This is a genomic window from Ruegeria sp. SCP11, from assembly GCF_040329455.1.
Taxonomy (GTDB): domain Bacteria; phylum Pseudomonadota; class Alphaproteobacteria; order Rhodobacterales; family Rhodobacteraceae; genus Ruegeria; species Ruegeria atlantica_E.
In genome coordinates, this window is sequence record NZ_JBDZYG010000004.1 from 283,683 (window position 1) to 304,942 (window position 21,260).

General features: G+C 55.5%; 21 protein-coding genes. 9 read left to right on the top strand and 12 right to left on the bottom strand.

All coding sequences use genetic code 11. The features are described 5' to 3' along the window. Positions 1–31: 31 nt before the first annotated feature. The 5 genes from ABLN94_RS08530 to ABLN94_RS08550 all read left to right on the top strand — a co-directional run bounded on the left by ABLN94_RS08530 (position 32) and on the right by ABLN94_RS08550 (position 5,649). The gene (locus tag ABLN94_RS08530; RefSeq protein ID WP_352991574.1) at positions 32–1,309 is read left to right on the top strand and encodes an ABC transporter permease; all 1,278 of its coding nucleotides are present in this window, start codon (positions 32–34) and stop codon (positions 1,307–1,309) included. Positions 1,310–1,314: 5 nt separating this feature from the next. After that, on the top strand, positions 1,315–2,526 hold the full coding sequence (locus ABLN94_RS08535) for an ABC transporter permease (RefSeq protein WP_352991576.1): 1,212 nt from the start codon (positions 1,315–1,317) through the stop codon (positions 2,524–2,526). Positions 2,527–2,686: 160 nt separating this feature from the next. Next, the gene (locus ABLN94_RS08540; protein WP_352991578.1) at positions 2,687–3,907 is read left to right on the top strand and encodes an aminopeptidase P family protein; all 1,221 of its coding nucleotides are present in this window, start codon (positions 2,687–2,689) and stop codon (positions 3,905–3,907) included. Positions 3,908–4,192: 285 nt separating this feature from the next. After that, complete coding sequence (locus ABLN94_RS08545; RefSeq protein WP_352991580.1) at positions 4,193–4,594, top strand: group I truncated hemoglobin; 402 nt, start codon at positions 4,193–4,195, stop codon at positions 4,592–4,594. Beyond that, positions 4,591–5,649 carry an adenylate/guanylate cyclase domain-containing protein gene (locus ABLN94_RS08550; protein ID WP_352991581.1) on the top strand — a complete coding sequence of 353 codons (1,059 nt, stop codon included), beginning with the start codon at positions 4,591–4,593 and terminating at the stop codon, positions 5,647–5,649. Before ABLN94_RS08545 ends, ABLN94_RS08550 begins: the two co-directional genes overlap by 4 nt. A gap of 3 nt (positions 5,650–5,652) precedes the next feature. Here ABLN94_RS08550 and ABLN94_RS08555 read toward each other — a convergent pair whose 3' ends face one another. The 9 genes from ABLN94_RS08555 to guaA all read right to left on the bottom strand — a co-directional run bounded on the left by ABLN94_RS08555 (position 5,653) and on the right by guaA (position 14,934). After that, positions 5,653–6,267, bottom strand: coding sequence for a TetR/AcrR family transcriptional regulator (locus tag ABLN94_RS08555; RefSeq protein ID WP_352991583.1), 615 nt, complete (start codon positions 6,265–6,267; stop codon positions 5,653–5,655). A gap of 79 nt (positions 6,268–6,346) precedes the next feature. Continuing rightward, positions 6,347–7,216 carry a polyphosphate kinase 2 gene (gene ppk2 / locus ABLN94_RS08560; RefSeq protein ID WP_352991585.1) on the bottom strand — a complete coding sequence of 290 codons (870 nt, stop codon included), beginning with the start codon at positions 7,214–7,216 and terminating at the stop codon, positions 6,347–6,349. A gap of 49 nt (positions 7,217–7,265) precedes the next feature. Further along, complete coding sequence (locus ABLN94_RS08565; protein ID WP_352991586.1) at positions 7,266–8,216, bottom strand: alpha/beta fold hydrolase; 951 nt, start codon at positions 8,214–8,216, stop codon at positions 7,266–7,268. 4 nt (positions 8,217–8,220) lie between these two features. After that, the gene (gene metA / locus ABLN94_RS08570) at positions 8,221–9,159 is read right to left on the bottom strand and encodes a homoserine O-acetyltransferase MetA (protein ID WP_352991588.1); all 939 of its coding nucleotides are present in this window, start codon (positions 9,157–9,159) and stop codon (positions 8,221–8,223) included. Positions 9,160–9,198: 39 nt separating this feature from the next. After that, a complete protein-coding gene (locus tag ABLN94_RS08575; protein WP_352991677.1) occupies positions 9,199–10,071 on the bottom strand; it encodes an ATPase in 873 nt (290 codons plus the stop codon). A 48-nt stretch (positions 10,072–10,119) separates the two neighbouring features. Then, complete coding sequence (locus ABLN94_RS08580) at positions 10,120–11,016, bottom strand: DMT family transporter (RefSeq protein ID WP_352991590.1); 897 nt, start codon at positions 11,014–11,016, stop codon at positions 10,120–10,122. Between the two features lie 101 nt (positions 11,017–11,117). Further along, positions 11,118–12,251 (bottom strand): OmpP1/FadL family transporter, encoded by a 1,134-nt coding sequence (locus ABLN94_RS08585; protein WP_352991592.1) that lies wholly within the window; start codon positions 12,249–12,251, stop codon positions 11,118–11,120. A gap of 123 nt (positions 12,252–12,374) precedes the next feature. Next, entirely contained in the window at positions 12,375–13,277 is a 903-nt protein-coding gene (locus ABLN94_RS08590; RefSeq protein ID WP_352991594.1) for a DMT family transporter, read from the bottom strand. A 97-nt stretch (positions 13,278–13,374) separates the two neighbouring features. Continuing rightward, on the bottom strand, positions 13,375–14,934 hold the full coding sequence (gene guaA, locus ABLN94_RS08595; RefSeq protein ID WP_352991595.1) for a glutamine-hydrolyzing GMP synthase: 1,560 nt from the start codon (positions 14,932–14,934) through the stop codon (positions 13,375–13,377). An 81-nt stretch (positions 14,935–15,015) separates the two neighbouring features. On the opposite strand from guaA, the gene ABLN94_RS08600 reads away from it, so the two are divergent. Further along, positions 15,016–15,453 (top strand): GNAT family N-acetyltransferase, encoded by a 438-nt coding sequence (locus tag ABLN94_RS08600; protein WP_352991597.1) that lies wholly within the window; start codon positions 15,016–15,018, stop codon positions 15,451–15,453. Between the two features lie 8 nt (positions 15,454–15,461). On the opposite strand, the gene ABLN94_RS08605 is transcribed toward ABLN94_RS08600, so the two are convergent. Beyond that, positions 15,462–16,163: a DUF2270 domain-containing protein gene (locus tag ABLN94_RS08605; protein WP_352991599.1), complete on the bottom strand. Its 702-nt coding sequence runs from the start codon at positions 16,161–16,163 to the stop codon at positions 15,462–15,464. A gap of 155 nt (positions 16,164–16,318) precedes the next feature. On the opposite strand from ABLN94_RS08605, the gene ABLN94_RS08610 reads away from it, so the two are divergent. Next, entirely contained in the window at positions 16,319–17,863 is a 1,545-nt protein-coding gene (locus ABLN94_RS08610) for a trimethylamine methyltransferase family protein (RefSeq protein WP_170487342.1), read from the top strand. Here the strand turns inward: ABLN94_RS08610 and ABLN94_RS08615 are convergent, their stop codons facing one another. After that, the gene (locus tag ABLN94_RS08615) at positions 17,864–18,163 is read right to left on the bottom strand and encodes a DUF6477 family protein (RefSeq protein WP_352991601.1); all 300 of its coding nucleotides are present in this window, start codon (positions 18,161–18,163) and stop codon (positions 17,864–17,866) included. It lies immediately after the preceding gene. A 241-nt stretch (positions 18,164–18,404) separates the two neighbouring features. Here ABLN94_RS08615 and ABLN94_RS08620 point away from each other — a divergent pair, with 241 nt between their 5' ends. Both ABLN94_RS08620 and ABLN94_RS08625 read left to right on the top strand, forming a co-directional pair. Beyond that, entirely contained in the window at positions 18,405–19,514 is a 1,110-nt protein-coding gene (locus ABLN94_RS08620) for a DUF6456 domain-containing protein (protein WP_352991603.1), read from the top strand. 44 nt (positions 19,515–19,558) lie between these two features. Next, positions 19,559–20,482: a hydrogen peroxide-inducible genes activator gene (locus ABLN94_RS08625; RefSeq protein WP_352991605.1), complete on the top strand. Its 924-nt coding sequence runs from the start codon at positions 19,559–19,561 to the stop codon at positions 20,480–20,482. 54 nt (positions 20,483–20,536) lie between these two features. On the opposite strand, the gene ABLN94_RS08630 is transcribed toward ABLN94_RS08625, so the two are convergent. After that, complete coding sequence (locus ABLN94_RS08630) at positions 20,537–21,085, bottom strand: peroxiredoxin (protein ID WP_352991606.1); 549 nt, start codon at positions 21,083–21,085, stop codon at positions 20,537–20,539. Between the last annotated feature and the right edge of the window lie 175 nt (positions 21,086–21,260).

Below are 21,260 nucleotides of genomic sequence, written 5' to 3' on the forward strand. Positions count from 1 at the left end.
CCTCGACCCAAAGAGTACCCAAGGGGCACTGATGACTGACGCCACCCAACAAAATACCGGTCCGATGTTGGCCGCTGATGGAACGCCGCTAAAGCAATCCCTGGCCCGTTCGTTGCGACGACAAAAACTGAGGGCTCTTTTGCTGGTAGCACCGTTGCTGCTCTTCGTTCTGTTTTCATTCATCATCCCGATTGCCTCGATGTTGTTCCGGTCTGTGGAAAACAGCATCGTGCAAGAGACTCTGCCCCTGACAGTCGAGGCGTTGCAAAGCTGGGATGAGAACAGTGGGGAACTGCCTGATGAGGCCGTCTATGACGCCTTTGTTCGAGACATGGTCGTGGCAGTGGACAACAAGACACACACCCGACTGGGCTCGCGTCTGAACTACGAAGAAACCGGCATGTCTTCGATGTTCCGCCGCTCGGGACGGAAACTTGGCAAGATGGACCCCGAAACCGACGGGCCGTTCAAGGACCAAGTGATAGAGATTCACGATGGCTGGGGTGAACCTAATACATGGGCGGTGATCAAAACTCACTCGCCAGCAGTCACCAACGGCTATTTTCTGAACGCGGTCGACATGCGCCGCACGCCCGAAGGGGCACAATCGCAACCCGAGGACAAACAGATTCTCATCAAGCTGTTCGGCCGCACATTGTTCATGTCACTGGTTATCACCGGGGCCTGTATTCTGCTGGCTTATCCGGTCTCCTATCTGTTGGCGACCCTACCAATGCGTGTTTCGAACTTGTTGATGATTCTTGTGCTCTTGCCGTTCTGGACGTCGCTTCTGGTGCGAACATCTGCATGGAAGGTGATGTTGCAGCAGCAGGGTGTGATCAATGAAACGCTTGTCTGGCTGGGGCTAGTCGCGGATGACGCGCGGCTTGTGATCATCAACAATCAGTTTGGCACGATTATTGCAATGACGCATATTCTGCTGCCGTTCATGATCCTGCCGATGTATTCGGTGATGCAAACGATCCCAGCGTCTTATACCCGCGCGGCCAAGTCGATGGGGGCCACGAACTGGACGACATTCTGGAGAATCTATTTCCCGCAATCCATTCCCGGGATTGGGGCGGGATCGATCCTCGTGTTCATTCTGGCCATTGGTTACTACATCACGCCTGAAATCGTGGGCGGGACCAAGGGTGTCTTTATTTCGAACCGGATCGCGTATCACATTTCATCCTCGCTGAACTGGGGGCTAGCAGCGGCGCTGGGGACGATCCTGCTTGCGGTCGTTCTGTTGCTCTACTGGTGCTACGACAAGATCGTGGGCATCGATAACGTCAAACTGGGATAAAGATCATGGCAGCACTTACACCTATATCCCGTAAACCGTTGTCGATGGTTCTGCCGACCGTCGCCATTGCCGGGGGCTTCGTCGGCATGTTCGTCGGGGCAGGGCAGAACAATGTCCTCTTGGGTATCCTGATCGGTGCAGCGCTGATGGCTGGTCTGGCGTGGCTCTATATAAGTGTACTCGACAATGAACGTGTCGCCCGCTGGATCACGATCATTGGGTTGGCGGCAGTTGGGTTCTTCTTCGCCCGGTTCCCAGGGCTTATCGTCGGCCTGCTTGTCGGTTGGTTCTTTGCCTTCTTCATCTTCTGGCTATACGAAGGGCGTTACAGGCAGAGGCTACTTCCGTACCTGACGGGTCGGCAGGTATTCGAACACTATTTGTTCCGCGTGATATGCGGCGCAATCTTCGTGTTCCTAATCACGCCGATCCTTGTGGTCCTGCCATTGTCGTTTAACGCTCAGGATTTCTTTACCTTTACGCCTGAGATGCTGCGACTGGATCCCGAAGGATACTCGCTAAAGCACTACCGCGACTTCTTTACCAACAATGAATGGCAGCGAAGCTTCAAAAACTCGCTGATTATCGCACCGATTGCGACCATCATCTCGGTCTCACTGGGTACGCTGGCGGCAATTGGCCTCAGCCAGAGCCATGTGCCGGGGCGTCGGGCAATCATGGGCATCCTGATCTCACCGATGATCGTGCCCCTGATCATCTCGGCCACAGGTATGTTCTTTTTCTACAGTGACATCGGTCGCTTCCTTGAAGGAACGCTGGGTATGGACAAGAACTTTGTCGGCTATGTCAAAGTCATCCTCGCTCACGCGGTTTTGGGGATTCCCTTCGTGATCATCACGGTGACGGCAACCCTGGTTGGGTTTGACCAGTCGCTGACTCGGGCTGCGGCGAATATGGGCGCAGGGCCGGTGCGGACCTTCTTCAAGATTCAGATGCCTCTGATCTTGCCTGGCGTGATCTCGGGCGGGCTGTTCGCCTTCATCACCTCGTTTGACGAAGTTGTGGTGGTTTTGTTCGTCGGTTCGGCAAGCCAGAAGACTCTGCCGTGGCAAATGTTCACGGGTCTGCGCGAACAGATCAGCCCGACCATTCTGGCGGTTGCTACCATTCTCGTAGTGGTGTCGATTGCGCTGCTGACTACGGTTGAACTACTGCGGCGGCGTTCGGAACGCCTGCGGGGTCTCAGCCCGGCTTGACGCGACTCGAAACCTGATTTAGCGATTTCACCATGCACCCCGGTCACGATGGCGTCGTGACGCAACGCGGGGTGCATGGCTCTCGGTTCCCGAGGCCGCTCGTCCTGAACGCCGGGACTTGTGGCCGGGCGTTGCCTGTCCGGCATTGAGGAGAGACCAAATGACTGACCTAAACAATCGCCCCGAGTTCTTTACCTGCCACAATGGCGACAAGGCTCCGTTGCCGTTTAGCAAGGCGGAATACGATCGTCGCTTAGCTGGTTTGCGCGCGACGATGGCAGCGCGGGACATCCCGGCGGTGCTACTGACGTCGATGCACAACATCGCCTACTACTCGGGCTTTCTGTACTGCTCATTTGGCCGCCCATATGGATGTGTTGTAACGCAGGACGCATGCACCACGGTTTCGGCCAACATCGACGCTGGTCAGCCGTGGCGACGCTCGGTCGAAGAGAACGTGATCTACACCGATTGGAAGCGGAACAATTATTGGCGCGCGGTTGCAAGCCTAATCGGCTCGGCCCGTCGGATCGGGATCGAAGGCGATCACATGACGCTGGCGATGCGCGACACCGCGCTTGACATGTTGGGCGGGCCGGAGCTGGTGGATATCGCACCGGATACGATGGCCGCGCGTATGGTGAAATCCGCCGAAGAGATCGAGCTGATCAAAGGCGGCGCGCGCACTGCAGACGTGGGCGGCGCAGCCATTCATGCGGCTATCCGCGAAGGCGCGACCGAGATCGAGATTGCCATGGCCGGACGTGATGCGATGGAGGCCGAGATTGCGCGTGCCTACCCAGACGCCGAATATCGCGACACGTGGGTCTGGTTCCAGTCTGGCCTGAACACCGACGGCGCACATAACCCGGTTACCAAGCGGGCGCTGCAGAAGGGCGATATCCTGTCGTTGAACACCTTCCCGATGATCTCAGGCTACTACACTGCGCTGGAGCGCACCTTGTTCCTGGGGGAACCCGATGCGGAGAGCCTGCGTATCTGGAAAGCCAACGTAGCCGCGCACGAATTGGGGCTGAGCCTGATCAAACCCGGCGCGACATGTTCGGGCATTTGTGAAGAGATCAACCGTTTCTTTGCGGATGAAGATCTGCTGCAGTACCGTTCGTTCGGGTACGGCCATTCTTTTGGTATTCTCAGCCACTACTATGGCCGCGAAGCCGGTCTGGAACTGCGCGAAGACATCGACACTGTTCTTGAGCCGGGCATGGTTGTTTCGATCGAACCGATGCTGTGGATTCCCGAAGGCCAGAAAGGTGCGGGCGGCTATCGCGAGCATGATATTTTGGTCGTCGAAGAAACCGGCGCCGAAAACATCACCGGCTTCCCATACGGGCCCGAACACAACACGATCAGCGTCTGATCTGATCAGCAGGAAGGGCCTTCGGTCCTTCCTGCGACATACCTCAATGGTGGAAAAGAGGTCCGTATCTGGCGTTCGGTGCTGTCAGTTCGCCGCTATATATTCTGGCGCGCAGACGGGCAGAGCCGGTCGCTGGCAGAGGGCGGGTTCGCGGGCATTATCTCACGCGCGTGCAACCTGATTGTATGAGGCGCGTCATCGGTTGTTTTATGGGTGCCTGCGGTCACTAAATCCATGAACCACGCATAAGCGTTAACAAAATTGTCATTTTGATATAAGCTTGCAGTGTTGTTTGTGGTTGACGCTTTGGTGTGCGGTGTGGGTCAGACTATCTACGAGAGATATGGCGGGTTCAAAACGATCAGTCGGATCGTGATGACATTCTATGAAATGGCCTTGGACTCTGATCAAATCGGAAGTCACTTCGAAGACATAGACATGCCCCGCCTGATCGACCATCAGACGAAATTTGTCTCTTCCATGGTTGGTGGGCCAGCGTCCTTCAGTGATGAAAGGATTGAGGCTGTGCATCGGCATCTGAACATCTCTCATGCGGATTTCGATGAGATGGCCGAGCTGTTTGCCGAGGCGCTTTCAATGCACGGAATGGAAGACAGTCATATCAAGATCGTCTTACAAGCCATTGAATCAAAACGTGCTATCATTGTTGCTCGGGATGCGGCATGAGCATTCTTGCTATAAATGAACAATTGCTGCGCGCAATTGGCGTAGGTGTGGCAGTCGTGCGGGCTTCGGACCTGACATTTGTGTTTCACAATGGGCCTTTTGCCGAATGGTTCGGTGCTCCGACCGAGGGGCAGACTTTGCTGGATATTTTGCCCTCACTGGATCAACGTGAGTTGGACGACGTCAAGCAATCTGGTCTTCGGTATTCCGTTGAATTGCAGATTAAGCCAAAACGCCGAACGCTGATATTCGCTACGGCTGTGTCACTGGCAAACGGGCTGACCGAGCAGGTTTTGGTCGTTGAATGCCAGAACATCACGCGGATTCGAGAGCTTGAAAGTATGATTGACAGCTACTCGACCATGGTCGAGCGCAACACTCGTGAATTGGAACGTGAGAAAGAGCGGGTAGAGCGGCTGTTGTTAAACCTGATGCCGCGGGCTGTGTACGAAGAGTTTAAATCCTTCGGGGTAGTTACGCCGCAACTGTACGATCAGGTGTCTGTTGTAATGTTGGACTTCGTAGGATTCACGGACTTCGCGGCAAAGACCGACCCAACGGTCACGTTGAGCGAGTTGAACGACATCTTTACCGCATTTGACCGCATCGTTGAACAGTTCGGATGCGAGCGGATCAAAACCATCGGCGACGCCTATTTGGCGGTGTCCGGCATGCCGGATCCTACACCGGATCACGCGACGGCTGTAGCCCATTGTGCGGTGCGATTTCTGCGGTATCTGGAACGACGCAACGAAAGCCATCCGCATAAATGGCAAGCCCGGATCGGGTTAGGGACCGGGGCTGCAGTTGGGTCTGTAGTGGGAATACAAAAGTACGTCTATGATGTCTTTGGTCCCGCAGTGAACATCGCGTCACGCCTGCAAGTGTTTGCAAACCCGATGAAAATCGTTGCTCCCGAAGAGATGAAGTTTGCTTTGATCGACGAATTTCAGGTCTCGGATCTTGGCCCCGTTGATATAAAGGGCATGGGGGAGATGGAGCTAATCAATGTCACTTCTGGCCTCAGCGCGCCGCAGCCGGTCTCTAGGTTCTAAGTATCAATCGTCCTGAGGAACCAACCCCAATCCACGCAGATAGATACCGATACCGGTTTCCAGCAAATCCTCAGGTGGGAAAGGTGAACTCGCACCGGTGTTGCGGGCGAACAGTTCAACGACACCGTGACTCATGGCCCAGATATGAGCACTGAACATAGATGCGGGTGGGCGTTTCTCGGGGGGGATGTGTTGCGATAGGTCGGCTGCGGCTTTCTCTAGCACACCCTTCGCTCGGTTCGCTGCCAGAGCCAATTCGGGAGTCCGGTTGATGGATATCCCACTTTCGAACATGGCGATGTAGTGGCCTGGGTGTTTACGGGCAAAAGCCAGATAGGCCCGGCCCGTTGCCTCAAATGCAGCCAACGCCGAGGGTTGCCCTTTGTCATAGGCATACTGCATCAGGTCAGCGAACATCTCAAAGCCCTGCCGGGCTGCCTCAGCGATCAAATCCTCACGCCCCTGGAAATGCCGGTAGACCGCGGCAGGAGTGACGCCAGCGGTTTTCGCTGCCTCAGACAGGGTGAAGCCGGTCGGGCCTTTTTCTTCGATCAGCGACAGGGCTGCCTCGATCAGGGCCTGTTTCAGGTTTCCGTGGTGATACCCGCGTTTTGTCATCCCTGTTTCAGGTGCCTTTATCGTTTAAGCATTGGAGAGTCATGACATAATCTGCACCTTGGTCTTCGTCCACTGTCAGTCATGCATCCCATATTTCCGGCCCCCCGCAGATTTTCGGATCGTTCGGGCCGATGGCGTCTTCATCCTTTTCGTCATAATCCAGCGCGTGCAGTACCGTACGAATGGCAGCCAACCGCGCGCGTTTCTTGTCGTCAGACCGCACAATGGTCCACGGACAGTGATCGGAATGGCTACGCGTCAGTGTTTCCGCGATCGACTGGCTGTACTCATCCCATTTGTTCAGCCCAGCCACGTCAATTGGGCTGAGTTTCCATTGCTTTAGCGGATCAGTTTCACGTGCCAGAAAGCGGTTTAGCTGTTCGGCCCGGCCGACATTCAGCCAAAACTTGAACAGGTTGATGCCGTCATTCACAAGACCGGTTTCCAGCGGTAGAACCTGACGGAAAAACCGCTCACGTTCCTCCGTTGTGCAAAAGCCGAAAACGTTCTCTACAACGCCGCGATTGTACCAGCTGCGGTCAAAAAACACGATTTCGCCAGCGGCAGGTAAATGGGTTATATAGCGTTGAAAGTACCACTGGCTGCTTTCCGTATCCGATGGTTTGCTGAGCGCCACGTTCCGCGCACCGCGTGGGTTCAGATTCTCCCGGAATCGCTTGATCGTACCGCCTTTTCCCGCCGCATCCCGACCTTCGAAAATAAGGGCCACCCGCTGATCAGTTTCCTTGACCCAGGACTGCATCTTGACCAATTCGATTTGCAGCCTTTCTATTTCTTTTTCATAATCCTTACGCTTCATCCGCTCTTCGTAAGGGTAGGTTGGGTTCAGAATATCGTCCTTGCCCGACTTCTCGATGGCCGAGCGCACCTCTTTCGGGGCGTCTTTTTTGAAATACTTTTCGATGGAACCTTTTTCGGAACGGGTCATGGGTTACCTCGCCATAAAATTCATAACTTACTATGTCTTAGCTAGGTGTTTAACGCAAACCCGCACGTTGTGCGGCGCGGTCGATGGCTGCGGCAACCTCGGGGGCGGAGACAACTTGCGGCATATGCCCGACCCCAGGCAATTCTATCAGTTCCGCCCCTGGGATTTGTTCAACCAACTTGTGTGAATGCCACCCCAGCCCAACAGTGTCATCAGCCGTACCGTGCACGATCTCGGTCGGAACATCGATCTCACCGTACCGGGGTTGCAAGGCGCGGACCTCTTCCAGCAGGTTAGCGCGCTGTTTGGCGTTGGCGTGCATTGAGGAGCGGCGCATGGTGAGCCCGGGCCCAAAGTGATCTGCATAGCCTTCGGGCGCCGTTTGTGGCGCAAACACCCGATCCAGCGCCTTTTCAACGTACCATTCCGGCACAAATGCGGTGATCAGGGGCAGGGCAGTTGCGTTCCCGGTGGGGGTGGCTGCTAGTTTGTTGAACCCGTCTAAGGGCGTCTCCCACGGGATGGCAGCGGGTGCGATTAGGACTAGGCCGGAGATGTTGTCCGGCCGCGTCACGGCCCAGGCAAGCGACACAGACCCGCCATAGCTTTGCCCGGCAACTATGGGCTTTTCCGCCCCTAGCAAAGCTGCGGCTTTTTGCAGGATATCTGCTTGCTCTTCAATCGTTTCCCCATCGGGGTTGAAGCTGGCGCTATAACCCAGCCCAGGCCGGTCGAACACGATAACACGATAGTTAGCGGCCAGGATCGGTGCCAGCGCAAAGGTCATATCACGCGTGTTGCCGCTGGAACCGTGGATAAGCACAACGTCCGGACCTTCGCCCATCACCACGGCATGAACAGGGATCCCGTCAACGTCTACGATCTGGCCTTCGGGTGGATAGGCAGCCTCGGCGCGGGCTTCGTTCCGAGCGGCGCGCCAGATGGCCACGGCCCACAGCATGACCAGTAGGGTCAGGGCCATGATGCCGACGCGCATCATCCAGTCAGGCCCTCAGATCGGTTTGATCCACACCGATCCGGCATATGTCATAGGGCGTGGTCCCGTAAATTTCACTGATCCAGTTGCCATAGAGCAGATGCGCATGGCTGCGCCAACGGTTTTGCGGTGTCTGGCTCGGGTCGTTATCGGGATAGTAGTTTATCGGTACGTTGATCGGGGTGCCGTTCGCTACGTCACGGTCGTATTCCTGCTTCAGCGTATCGCTGTCATACTCGAAATGATTGAAGATATAGAGCGCCCTGTGCTCTGGATCTTCCACCAGGCAGGGGCCGACATCTTCGCTGCCCAACAAAGTCTTCAACCCAACGGCAGCGTCAATCTCATCCTGCTTCATCTCGGTCCAGCGACTAACGGGGATCACGCAATCATCCGAAAACCCGCGCAGGAATGGCGAGGCCGGGTCTAGGTTCGCGTGACGGAAGCAGCCAAATGCCTTGGCGTCCAGCATGTACTTTTTGACGCCGTGGAAGTGGTTGATCATCGCCATGCCACCCCAGCAGACGCCAAAGGTGGAATGCACGTTGGTCTGGGTCCATTCGAACACTTCGCGAAGCTCGTCCCAGTAGGTGACGTCATCAAAGTCCAGATGCTCGATCGGAGCTCCAGTTACGATCAGACCGTCGAATTTCTCGTCCCGTACTTCCTGGAAAGGGCGGTAGAACTCAGCCATATGCTCGGCGGCCGTGTTTTTGGTGCGATGCTCGGTCATGCGGATGAGAGAGAGGTCGATCTGCAACGGAGTCGCGCCGATGAGACGCGCAAACTGGTTCTCAGTTTGAATCTTCTTGGGCATGAGATTCAGCAACCCTATCCGCAGTGGACGGATGTCCTGACGCATTGCCTGATCCTCGGCCATGACCGAGACGCCCTCTTTCGTGAGGACGTCAAATGCGGGCAGGTCGGAGGGGATCTTGATCGGCATTAGGTGCAAGCCTTTGGAGTTACTGTGTAGAGGCGGTAATTAAGCGCGGTTGGCGCGGGTCTCAAGGGTACGTTCGATCAACTCATCGAAATCACTGGCGTCACGAATCTTGTGCATGTCGTCCGCAGTGACCGTGACACCCCAATTGTCGGCCATCGCCTGATAGCGTGGCTGGCGATGGGCCAGCGCCTGGGCATAGGTCCAGCGGATAAAGGCGTTGGGGTCTACATCTTCGGCGCGGCAGTCACGCTGTTTCAGATATTCATCCCAAACACGGATCAGGAATTCTGGCTGATAGGACATCGGCTTGGGCGCCTTGTCGAAACGGCGGACCAGTTCGGCAGTGTGATCCTCATCCCCTTTGATCCAGATCATCAGCGTCCGACTGGATAGTTCGGACAGCACGTGATCGGTGGGGTCGTTCGGATCGACCCATTCGCAGATCGACCCGCCGGTGTCGCAGATGAAATGCGGGTATTGATACAGACGCTGAGCGCGGTCGATAAAATACTCAGTGTCGAGCAGTGCATAGATTTCAGCCTGACGGAATTGCTCTTGCCTGCGGCGGTACTCGGGCAGATCCAGACCACCCAGTTCGGGGTTTCCCGGTTTGCCCAGATAGGCGGCAACAGGGGTCAGGTTTTCGAATGAGATGTTCGACCCGATAAAGATCGAATCCGACAACAGCAGCTCGCGCAGAAAAGGGACCTTCATCGCCTCGGCCTTGGCGTTGTCTGCGATGTATTCGCCCATATACCGGGTGCCGATGCGGTAATCGATCGAGTAGTGGAACCAATCGCCGGAATCCCGCAGCACGTTCGAGACAAAGGTCTTGCCCAACCCAGACATGCCGAAAAACAGCACCTTCTTTCGCGGCGCATCGCGCCAGTCTTTTGCCGAGCTGTAGATCATGTCCGCCATCCCTTTTTCCGACCTAGCTAAAACGGGTGGCGCGCGGCGTCAATCGCGCGTGCCCGAGCGGTTAAGGATCAGCAGCCCCAGCGCGAGGATTGCGAAGCCCAGAAAGGCTTGAGGGGGTAGGGCCTCATCCCTCAGGACGGCACCCAAAGCGATAGCGACAGGAGGGATGATCAGCGTGACAAGCATCAGGTTTCCCGCTCCGGCCATGGCAAGAACCCGGTAATACAGAAGATATGCCCCAGTCGTTGCGATCAGCGCATAATAGCCGATCGCAGTCCATGTAATCAGGGGCAGGTCCAGGCGGGGCACACCGTCGACCATCAGGGTGACGGGCAGGATCAATACGGTCGAACCAGTTAGCATACCAGCCGCCGCAACGACTGGAGACAGATCCGACAGTGTCACGCGCGCCCAGGCACCGGCCAAAGCGTATGAAATTGTTCCGGCGATAATGGCCAGTTGCGCCGCGCTCTGAAGGTCGAAACTGGCGAAGTTCCGAATCCCAATTGCAATCGAGACACCTAGAAAACCAAGCCCGACTCCTACTACCCTTGAGCGGGTCAAACGCTCATCCCGGAAAAAGAGTGCGGCGGTAACGACGCCGAAAATGGCCGTCATCGCATTCAGGATCGAGGTCAGGCCGGTCTCGATGTAAAGCTGTCCCCAGGCCATCAAGGAAAACGGTATCGCGTTATTCAGCAGGCCCATGACACCAAACGCGAACCATACACGGGGACTGCGTGGCACAGGCAGCTTTCGAAAGAAAACGACGAACCAAAGCGCCAGCATGGCCCAAAATACGCGATGGAAGACCGAGGTCATAACCGGAATTGTGTCCAGAGCAATCCGGATCGATACGAACGAAGCACCCCAAATCACGCCGAGCAAAAGAAGCTCGGCCCATGCTTTTGGAGATAGATGTTTTTGTTTTGCCATGGCTCGTTTTCGCAGCAGGGACAATTCCTTTCGACCCGGAACTTGCGCAAAGAAAAACCCCGCCCGAGAGGGCGGGGTTTGACGTTTTTTTCCTACGCTGATCAGCCCAGAGAATAAGTGATCTGGAATCCGACACTCCACGCGCTGTTGCCGCTGAATTCTCCGCCTGTGGTGGTCGTGGCATCACCAATATCTGTGTACCGGACACCGCCGGAAATCTGTGCGCGTTCCAGGGAGTATGTTCCGCCGAGTCCAAGGCTCCAGAATCCATCTGTCGGGCCCAGGTTTGTAACTTCAGAGCCGGTAGAGGTTTCATACCCGGCCGTTACTGCCCCAGAGAACTGATCCGAGAACTGATACCCGAGACCCAGTGAATAGGTAAAAGTGTCATCTGCGTAGTCGACGAGGTTATCACCGACAATGTCGACATAGTTTGGCGGCGCAAATACAGTTTGCGGCCAGTCTACCCATCGGATTGAACCAAACAGCAGTGTTTTGGGGGCTACACCAGTTTGGAAGTCTAGGTTGATGGATTGAGGTGACTCGATCTCGGTTTCGGTTTCATCTGTGATAAGTATCGCAGTGGGCGGGAATACCGGCGGTACGAAGTTGAACGATTCAGTTTCGGAAATGTCATGCGTGATCTTTGAGTTGTAAGTCAGAGACACCCGTGCAGCAATTTCTGGCTTCTCCCACGCAACGCCGACTACATATCCAAATGCAATATCTGAGTCTGTGTCGACTTCGTAGCCCGCAGCGGCGGGTACCGCCACGTTGGCTTTCAAACGCTGTCCACGCAGACCGCCGATTGCGCTGAAGCCGCCGTCGAATTTATAGCGTATTAGTGCGGTGATTGCGTCTACATCTGCTTCGGCACGCAAAACGTCCGTACGTCCACCAACCGCCGCTGCCGGGTTGATCGACAACGGGTAGTTGGATGGATACTCGATATCCGCGCCGAACGGCTCATCATAGATCAGCGCGAAATCCACCCTGTCCGAAAAAGAATGTTTATAGGCCAGATGCGGAGTGAAGAAATCTTTGGCCACATTGCCGGAATCGACACCGCCCTGACTGCCGCTGACGTCCGGATTGGTATAGCCGAGACGGAATTGTACAACTGATCCCTCTTCAAACAGGATGTTGACGCCCTGTCCGCTGCGATCAAGACCGCCAGCATAAGCTCCTGTCGCCCCAACGCATACCGCGCACGCCTGTAGAAGCGCTTTTTTCATTGTGTCCTCCCTTAAGGTTTCTTCAGGTCTGATCCAATTGTCGAGTGGTGGAGATCGACCTGCCTTGTGGTGCTCGATACTTTCTTAAGCCTTGTTTAACCGTCAACTGGTGACGGTGCGTTACTACTGGCGAGAGTGCCGGGATTCTGTTGCCAAACTGTTACGATTCTCTGCCTGAACGTTCAGAAAAATACCGGTGAAGATCACAGCTGCTCCCAAAAGGGTCCAGAGATCTATGGGTTCGTGATACAGAATCGCTCCCACCACAGCGATTGTTGGCAGGCGCGCAAAATCGAACGGAACCACAACAGTGGCCGGGGCGATGGCAAGCGCGTTCGTGATGCAGTAGTGGGCCAGCAAACCCGCTAACCCCACAAGTAAGAGGAAGGGTGCCGAACTGAGCGTCGGTAAGGTTATCTGCCCATCAATCCCGGCGGCGATCAATCCAAGGACGGCCTGCATGACTGTCAGCCAGAACATAATGCAGCCGATGCTGGCAAATCGCGTCAGGCTCTTTGTTGAAATGGTTGTCAGAGCAAAGAAAACAGCAGACAGAGCGGCGGTTAGTAGGCCTGCACTCAGTGGGACGGCACCAGGGCGGGTGACGATCAGAATACCGGCAAATCCAATCAGGGCGGATAGTACGCGGACAGGGGTCAGCCGTTCTCCCAGCAACAGCGGAGACAACAGAATCACCCAGATTGGTTGCGTAAACTCCAGCGCGAAAACCTGAGCCAGAGGAATGACCGAGACCGCATAAAACCAAAGGTTCTGACCGGTGAAGTGCATCAGGTTTCGGATGCCGTGCAGACCCAATCTGTCAGTTGAAACTTGATTCCATTTTCGCGTCAGCGTCAGAATCAACGCGACGACGCAGATGCCGACGAGACTGCGATAGAACATGATTTCGAAAGTATCATGCGTGACGCTCAATTCGCGACCAGCTATGGCCATTGACGAAAAGGACGCGATTGCCCCCGTCATCCAAAGCGCGGCCTTGCCGATCTGCGGTTTTTTGCTTTCCATGCACCTGCCTGCGGGATTCGCTGAATTCCAATTTGAAACCTATGGGTTTCTGGCAGGACTTAAACAAAAAAAGCCGGGGCGAAGCCCGGCTTTGAAGTCATTCCCACTCGATCGTTCCCGGTGGTTTCGAGGTGATGTCGTATGTGCATCTGTTGATACCCTTGACCTCGTTAATGATCCTCGTGGCGGTTTCCCCAAGGAATTCGTGGCTGAACGGGTAGTAGTCAGCGGTCATGCCATCGACTGACGTTACGGCACGAAGCGCGCAGGCGTAATCGTAAGTGCGGCCATCGCCCATCACGCCAACCGTGCGGACGGGGAGAATCGCTACAAAAGCCTGCCAAATGTCATCATAGAGGCCGTGTTTGCGAATCTGGTCGATATAGATAGCGTCCGCTTCGCGCAGGATGCTCAGCTTCTCGCGGGTAATCTCACCTGGACAGCGGATCGCCAGACCCGGTCCCGGGAAGGGGTGACGACCGATAAAGCTTTGCGGCAGACCCAGTTCACGGCCCAGTGCGCGTACTTCGTCTTTGAACAGTTCACGCAGGGGTTCGACCAGTTTCAACCCCATCTTCTCGGGCAGGCCACCTACGTTGTGGTGCGATTTGATCGTCACTGACGGGCCGCCTGAGAACGAAACCGACTCGATTACGTCAGGGTACAGCGTGCCTTGTGCCAGGAATTCGGCTCCTTCGATGGTGTCGGCATGTTTCTGGAACACGTCGATGAACAACTTACCGATAATCTTGCGCTTGGTCTCGGGATCGGACTGGCCGTCCAACTCGCCCAAGAACAGGTCGCTTTCATCCGCATGGATCAGTTGAATGTTGTAGTTGTCGCGGAACATGCTGACGACTTCCTCGGCCTCGTTCTTGCGCAACAGGCCATGGTCAACGAAAACACAGGTCAGCTGATCACCAATCGCTTCGTGAATCAGGATTGCCGCGACCGAGCTGTCGACGCCGCCGGACAAGCCGCAGATAACTTTTTTGTCGCCAACTTGTTCGCGGATCTTGCGGATCATCTCGTCGCGATAGGCACCCATGGTCCAATCGCCGCTGAACCCGGCCAGTTTCACGAAATTTTCATACAGCTTCGCGCCCTTAGGTGTGTGATGCACCTCGGGGTGGAACTGGACCGCATAGAAGTGACGGTCAGTGTCCGCGGTGATCGCGAAAGGCGCATTGGGCGAGGTTCCGAAAACCTCAAACCCCGGTGCGATTTCGCTGACGTGGTCGCCATGGCTCATCCAGACTTGCTCGTCGCCCTCGGCAAACCAGCCGCCCAGAATGTCCAGCTGACCTTTCGGTGTGACAAAGGCACGACCGAATTCGGCGGTGCCTTGGCCGCTTTCGACTTTGCCGCCCAGTTGATGCATCATTACCTGCTGGCCGTAGCAAATGCCCAAGATAGGCACGCCATAGTCGAAAATCTCTTGCGGTGCGCGAGGAGATCCCTCGCGCGTTACGCTGTCCGGTCCGCCCGAGAAGATCACGGCTTTGGGCGCCATCTCACGCACAAAGTCCATCGTAACATTCTGGTAGGGGTGGATTTCGCAATAGACATTCAACTCGCGCAGGCGGCGTGCGATCAGCTGCGTCACCTGGCTGCCGAAGTCTATGATAAGAAGGCGGTCGTGGGATGTCTGGCTCATGACTGGCTCTTAGGTCGCGCGGCAGCTATGTGCAAGCGTTATGAGGGCGTTTTAAGCCAGTTGTAGAGGGAGATCGGATCAATGGCCGCTATTCGTTTCGTGAATGCGACACAGGAAGATGTCGAGGCGATCACCGATTGTATAGCGGCGGCATATGCAAAGGCACGTGAAACTATATCCGATCTGCCTGACGTGACTGCGGGTGTTGAGCAGGAAATTGCGGACCATCAAGTGGTTCTGGCCTGGACTGAGGTCGGGCTGGGTGGTGTGATCATCTATTCTCAATCAAACGACGCGCTTAAAGTGATCAACCTAGCAGTAGCGCAGCAAGCGCAAGGGCAGGGGATCGCAGGGAAATTACTGAAAATCGCTGAGGACGCAGCCCGTCGGAACGGCTGTACTCACTTGATATTGCGGACGCACCGCCTGATGCAGGACACACGCGCGATCTACGCTCATCTGGGGTGGTGCGAAACAGAGGTCGCCGGAAATTCGGTCGCCATGTCCAAATACCTATAACCCGGTATTTACCCCATTGATTCAGACTTTTCGCTTCCACGGCTCGACGCGCGCTGTCCGTCCGCCCGGTAGCTCCAGATCGCAATCACTGACCAGCACAGAATGTAGAAAACTCCGATGACAATCAAAGCCTCACCGGGGATGGGGCCGACGTCAGCCCGATCGACGGCTTGTGCGAAATTCTCAACCGGCGTTGGGTGGACCGAGAGCTTAACGCCGAAAGCAAGGCTCTGAATCAGCAAAATCCATAGGTAGTTTCTGCGAATTCTGCGACCGATCGCGATCATCAAACTGACGTGGTAGCGCGGATGTAGATAGTCTTCTGCCAGTACCTTCTGCCAGTTCTCCTCCATATGAAGATCACCGTCATACAGCAGGGGCGCATAAAAATGTGTTTCCAGCCACCTGGCCCGTGCGCGCCATACGTTGAAATATCTATAGCGACGCGCCTCGAGTATCAGGAACAGGATGATCAGAACGCCGACAAGTACTAATGGTAAAGGTGAAGCTTCGGGAGAAGAGAAGGAAATCGACAGCGCAACGCCCAATGTCACAACGGCCCAGTTTGTTGTTGTGTCCAACCGAGTACGCCAGATGGTGCTGCGGTATACTTCACCTCGGTACAAGTGTGCGACAGCACCTATTTCGGCCGCATCAAGGGTTTTCCGTTCAAACTCGGGCCGCGGCGTCGCCTGATTTTCAGTCGTCATTGTGCTATCATGCCCGGACAAGGCAAAACGGTCAAAGTCTTAGAGTTGACTTGTACATGTCGCTTTTACCCCCAGAGCGCCGTAAACCATATGCTGACACCCTGGGCGCTCCTGTAACAAAATGGTCAATCTAACCAACCACACGGGATTTTCTCATGGCAGAGGCAAACACCCGGCGCAGGGCAAGAGGTGGCGGTGGCGCTGCCCGCCGGGCCGAACGTACCGCAGTTCGCATCGAAACCGCGAAATACATCGAACGGAATATTCCGAACTTCGAGGTTCTCAACGAAGAGGCGTTGGAAATCATCGAAACCAACGCGGAAACCATTCTGGCCGAAGTCGGCGTCAACTTTGTTGACAATCCTGCGGCTTTGGAACGCTGGAAAGACGCCGGAGCCGACATAGATGGCGAGCGCGTCCGCATTCCGCGTGGTTTGGCGCGTGAGCTGATCAAAACTGCGCCCAGCCAGTTCACCCAGCATGCTCGCAACCCCGAGAAATCGGTTGTTATCGGTGGTCGCAATCTGGTTCTTGCCCCGGTCTACGGCCCTCCGTTCGTGCGCGATGCTCAGGGTGGTCGTCGATATGCAACAATGGACGATTTCAACAAGTTCGTGAAACTGGCCTATATGTCCAAGTGGCTGCACCACTCGGGCGGCACAGTGTGTGAACCGACGGATGTCCCGGTCAACAAACGTCACCTGGATATGTTGATGGCTCACATGACCCTGTCGGATAAGCCGTTCATGGGTTCGGTCACCGACCCCAGCCGTGCACAAGATTCGGTTGAAATGTGTGAAATCCTGTTTGGTAAAGAGTTCGTTCAGGAAAACACTGTCATGACCTCGCTGACGAACATCAACTCGCCGATGACTTTCGACGACGTGATGATGGGGTCGCTCGAAGTTTATGCCAAGAATAACCAAGCCTGCATCATCTCGCCCTTCATCGTGGGTGGTGCGATGGCGCCGGTTTCGGTTGCAGGCACACTTACACAGGTTCTGGCCGAAGTTCTCGCCGGTGTTGCTTACAGCCAGATCGTTCGTCCCGGTGCACCTGCTATCTTCGGTGCTTTCGTGTCGTCGATCGACATGAACTCTGGCGCGCCGACCTTTGGTACGCCCGAGGCGTCCATGGTCACTTACGGCGCGGGTCAGCTGGCGCGGCGTTTGAACCTTCCGTTCCGTTCGGCAGGCTCGTTCTGCGGTTCGAAACTGCCTGATGCGCAGGCGGCTTATGAGACCGCGAACTCGCTGAACATGGGACTGATGGCCGGTGTGAATTTCATGCTGCATTCCTGCGGATGGCTGGAAGGTGGTCTGGTCGCAGACTTTGAGAAATTCGTCATGGATGCCGATCAACTGGGCGTTCTGCACGGATTGGCCAAAGGCATCGCCTATGATGACAATGCTCAAGCCATGGATGCGATCCGCGAAGTTGGCCCCGGCGGCCACTATCTGGGCTGCGCACATACACAGGCCAACTTTAAGGACGCGTTCTGGAAAAGCGAAGTGCTGGACTACAAGCCCTACGAAACATGGGAAGACGAAGGCGGGCGCGACACGCGTCAGTTGGCAACGGCACGGGTCGAGCATCTGCTGGCCAACTACCAGCAACCGCAACTCGACCCGGCAATCAATGCCGCGCTCAATGAATATATTGAGAAAAAGAAAGCATCCATGCCGGATGCGTTCAGCTAATCACTGATATTGCGAGGCGCGGCTGGCCTGAAACAGCTGCGCCTCGCCCAACAATGCGATAAGCAGGTCCAGATGACGGACCAGTGAATAGGCAGCGTCTTCTTCCACACGCTGCGCGTTAACCTCTCGCTCCATCTCCATCAGTCGAACCAACGCCGCGCCCGTTGAGGGTAGGGATCCGTACCCTAGAATGCGCTGCAAATGTCGATCCCGATCATAGTCCTGCGCTCCATGTTTTGCGGCCCGAGCCAGCAGGCGAGGACGGCGTAGGGTTGTAATCATGGTCATCAGATCCTGCATTTCGGGGGTCCTTTGTGTGAGTGAATGTCCCCGAATGTGTTGCACAACCTAAGCGGGTGTTGCCTCGATTGAGTTCTCGCCGAACTCTGGCTTCATGAGTGTTTATGTTTTTGAATCAAATCTGGTTCTTGTCCTCGCAGGTTAACGAACCAGTAACGAAAGCAACTCTAGTTAGAATTGGTTAACAAATTCATCGGGGGCGATTGGGAACAGATTGTTTTGTCGACGAGGTCAAGAAACTATGGAAAATAACATGGCTTTCACCATTCCGGCCTGGGTACCTGAGGGGGCGCAGAGATATCTAGCCCACACAGAGACCGGGCAGTCGATCCGCGATATTGCGCGATCCGCGGGATGCCATGCTTCGAGCATTCTAAGGCAAATCAGGCGGATAGAAACGCGTAGGGACGATCCCTTGGTGGATGCTGCGTTGCAATCCTTGGCCGAGACGCATTTTGCTGATCCGTCGACTGCCACGGAAAACACTTTTGACGCGACGCAGGAAGAAAACGCGGCTGCAAAAAACGAAGAGTTCAACCGCGAGGCCCTGCGAATTCTGCGTCGGTTGTGTGAGACGGGCGCGGTGCTGGCAGTTGCGGAAGAGATGGACAAAGCCGTTGTGGTGCGCGACGCGGGCGATGGCGGAACAACCAGAACTGCTGTGGTGGAGTGCAGGATTGCCCAAGCTCTTGCCCTGAAAGATTGGATATCTTGTGATAATCCGGGGCGAATTTCACGGTATCGGATTTCATCCTCCGGTCGGACCGCTCTCAGCCGTTTGGTTGCCGAAGCCGAAAACAAGGCGCGGGCTCGCAACGAATTCGGAATGGCCGAGGCGCAGACACCGTTTCAAGCGCAGATGGTTCAGGGGCAGGGCGGTGCGAACAAGAATGATCGTCCAAAACGTATTCGCTACAGTGCGGCGGAAAGCCCTCTGATCGCTCTGGCGCGCAGGCGGGACCGAGACGGAAAGCCGTTTTTGGATGAGACGCTTGTGGCGGCAGGGGAACGTCTTCGCGAGGATTTTGAGTTGGCGCAGATTGGCCCACAAGTCACGCAAAACTGGGACCATTTCTTGACTGCCGGCGGGCGTGGCAGTTTCGGCAGCGAAGCACATGGTGGGCGAGGCTCAACGGATGCGCGTGACCGGGTTGCGCAAGCATTGTCGGATCTTGGACCGGGGTTGAGTGATGTGACGTTGCGGTGTTGCTGTTATCTAGAAGGGCTTGAACTTGCTGAAAAGCGCATGGGGTGGTCGGCGCGTTCGGGCAAGATCGTGCTGAGGATCGCGCTGCAACGGCTGAAACGGCACTATGAAAGCCAGTCGGAAAGAAGCCGCTTGATCGGGTGATATGTTTTAGTTGCGAAAGCGTGATCAAGTGATAGTCAGGGGCTATGAATTTTACCCTCAGACAACTTCAGTATTTTAGAGCGGTCGCGGAACAGCGCAATTTTGGTCGAGCTGCGCAGGTATGTCACGTGTCTCAGCCCGCCTTGTCGGTTCAAATCAAGGCTCTCGAAGAAAATCTGGGCGGTCCGCTGTTCGAGCGTCAGGCAAGAGACATTCTGCTGACACCGCTCGGGCGCGATGTGCTGGATCACGCGCGCCAGGTGCTGGGTGCCGCGGACCGTCTGGATCAGTTCGCCCGGGATCGCTCGGGCGGGCACAGGTCGCTGTCGATTGGAATAATCCCTACGATTGCGCCCTATCTGCTGCCAGGTGTGCTGGCTGGATTGCGAACCTCGGACGTGTCGTTGCGGGTGCAGGTGCGAGAGGCCAGAACAGAGCGTTTATTGACCATGTTGCGTGCTGGCGAAATCGACGCCGGAGTCGTGGCCCTGCCGGTCGGAGGCAATGAGTTACTCGAACTTCCACTATTTCAAGACCGGTTTCTGCTTGCTGGCAGCGCTGCCCGCCTGAAAGGCATGACCTCCGACCCCGAGGTGCTGCGCCCGCTAGATCTGCAAACCGCACAGTTGATGTTGTTGGATGACGGTCATTGTTTGACGGATCAGGCGCTTGAGGTCTGCGGTCAGGACCGCAGCAGCGGGCTGATCAATATGGGGGCGTCGTCGCTGGCGACCCTTTCTCGACTTGTGGCCGAAGGCTTCGGTCTGACGCTGATGCCTGAGTTGGCTGCTCGCGCTGAATCCGAGGCTGTTCCGCGGTTGCAGTTGCTGCGTTTCAGTACGCCTCAACCGGCGAGGACGGTTGGATTGGTGCGGCGAGTATCAACCGGGGGCGAGGACTGGTTTGACAGGTTGGCCGAAGTAATCCGCCAAGTTGGAGAAGAAATAGTTACCGCAACACGCGCATGAAAATGAAAAGACCCGCCAGCGGCGGGTCTTTGATATTCGAAGGCTTGGAAGAGCTTAGGCCAGAGCCGGCTCTTTCGCTTCGTCCAGGTGCTTTTTCAGATTTTCAGGAGAAGAAACACCATAGGGGTCTTCTGGGCAGTTATCCATCAGGCCGGGTTCTTCGAACCATGCTTCAACCACACCGTCATTGACGATGGCCGCATAGCGCCACGAGCGCATGCCGAAGCCCAGATTATCTTTGTCGACCAGCATGCCCATCTTGCGGGTGAACTCGCCAGAACCATCCGGAATAACCTTGACGTTTTTCAGCCCCTGATCCTGTGCCCACTTGTTCATGACAAAGCTGTCATTCACCGACATGCAGTAAATCTCGTCGATGCCCTTATCCTTGAACTCGCCATAGCCATTTTCAAAGCCGGGCAGCTGATAGGTCGAGCATGTGGGGGTGAATGCACCGGGCAGAGAGAACAGGATCACGCGCTTTCCGGCAAAGTAATCTGCGGTTGTCTTGTCTTCCCAGCGGAACGGGTTGGGGCCTTCGACAGCCTCGTCACGGACACGGGTGTGAAAGGTTACGTCAGGCAGTTTGGTACCGGATTTCATAATCATGTTCCTGTGATTCATTATTGAACTGCGCGTGATTTAAAACAGTTCTAAAATGTCTTCAACGTGATTTGTGCTGCAGATGCGAATTTGGTTGAGAGTGTGAAAACGTAATGTTTTTAATTGTTTTTTAATTTGCGGCTTTGCCATTTTTCCGCGCAAGCATGGTGCGCTG

What these genes read in the sequence shown, in the direction of transcription:
- ABLN94_RS08530 (WP_352991574.1), top strand. Translation starts at nt 32, where the DNA reads ATGACTGACGCCACCCAACAAAATACCGGTCCGATGTTGGCCGCTGAT.
- ABLN94_RS08535 (WP_352991576.1), top strand. Translation starts at nt 1,315, where the DNA reads ATGGCAGCACTTACACCTATATCCCGTAAACCGTTGTCGATGGTTCTG.
- ABLN94_RS08540 (WP_352991578.1), top strand. Translation starts at nt 2,687, where the DNA reads ATGACTGACCTAAACAATCGCCCCGAGTTCTTTACCTGCCACAATGGC.
- ABLN94_RS08550 (WP_352991581.1), top strand. Translation starts at nt 4,591, where the DNA reads ATGAGCATTCTTGCTATAAATGAACAATTGCTGCGCGCAATTGGCGTA.
- ABLN94_RS08555 (WP_352991583.1), bottom strand. Translation starts at nt 6,267, where the DNA reads ATGACAAAACGCGGGTATCACCACGGAAACCTGAAACAGGCCCTGATC.
- ppk2 (WP_352991585.1), bottom strand. Translation starts at nt 7,216, where the DNA reads ATGACCCGTTCCGAAAAAGGTTCCATCGAAAAGTATTTCAAAAAAGAC.
- ABLN94_RS08565 (WP_352991586.1), bottom strand. Translation starts at nt 8,216, where the DNA reads ATGATGCGCGTCGGCATCATGGCCCTGACCCTACTGGTCATGCTGTGG.
- metA (WP_352991588.1), bottom strand. Translation starts at nt 9,159, where the DNA reads ATGCCGATCAAGATCCCCTCCGACCTGCCCGCATTTGACGTCCTCACG.
- ABLN94_RS08575 (WP_352991677.1), bottom strand. Translation starts at nt 10,071, where the DNA reads ATGATCTACAGCTCGGCAAAAGACTGGCGCGATGCGCCGCGAAAGAAG.
- ABLN94_RS08580 (WP_352991590.1), bottom strand. Translation starts at nt 11,016, where the DNA reads ATGGCAAAACAAAAACATCTATCTCCAAAAGCATGGGCCGAGCTTCTT.
- ABLN94_RS08585 (WP_352991592.1), bottom strand. Translation starts at nt 12,251, where the DNA reads ATGAAAAAAGCGCTTCTACAGGCGTGCGCGGTATGCGTTGGGGCGACA.
- ABLN94_RS08590 (WP_352991594.1), bottom strand. Translation starts at nt 13,277, where the DNA reads ATGGAAAGCAAAAAACCGCAGATCGGCAAGGCCGCGCTTTGGATGACG.
- guaA (WP_352991595.1), bottom strand. Translation starts at nt 14,934, where the DNA reads ATGAGCCAGACATCCCACGACCGCCTTCTTATCATAGACTTCGGCAGC.
- ABLN94_RS08600 (WP_352991597.1), top strand. Translation starts at nt 15,016, where the DNA reads ATGGCCGCTATTCGTTTCGTGAATGCGACACAGGAAGATGTCGAGGCG.
- ABLN94_RS08605 (WP_352991599.1), bottom strand. Translation starts at nt 16,163, where the DNA reads ATGACGACTGAAAATCAGGCGACGCCGCGGCCCGAGTTTGAACGGAAA.
- ABLN94_RS08610 (WP_170487342.1), top strand. Translation starts at nt 16,319, where the DNA reads ATGGCAGAGGCAAACACCCGGCGCAGGGCAAGAGGTGGCGGTGGCGCT.
- ABLN94_RS08615 (WP_352991601.1), bottom strand. Translation starts at nt 18,163, where the DNA reads ATGCAGGATCTGATGACCATGATTACAACCCTACGCCGTCCTCGCCTG.
- ABLN94_RS08620 (WP_352991603.1), top strand. Translation starts at nt 18,405, where the DNA reads ATGGAAAATAACATGGCTTTCACCATTCCGGCCTGGGTACCTGAGGGG.
- ABLN94_RS08625 (WP_352991605.1), top strand. Translation starts at nt 19,559, where the DNA reads ATGAATTTTACCCTCAGACAACTTCAGTATTTTAGAGCGGTCGCGGAA.
- ABLN94_RS08630 (WP_352991606.1), bottom strand. Translation starts at nt 21,085, where the DNA reads ATGAAATCCGGTACCAAACTGCCTGACGTAACCTTTCACACCCGTGTC.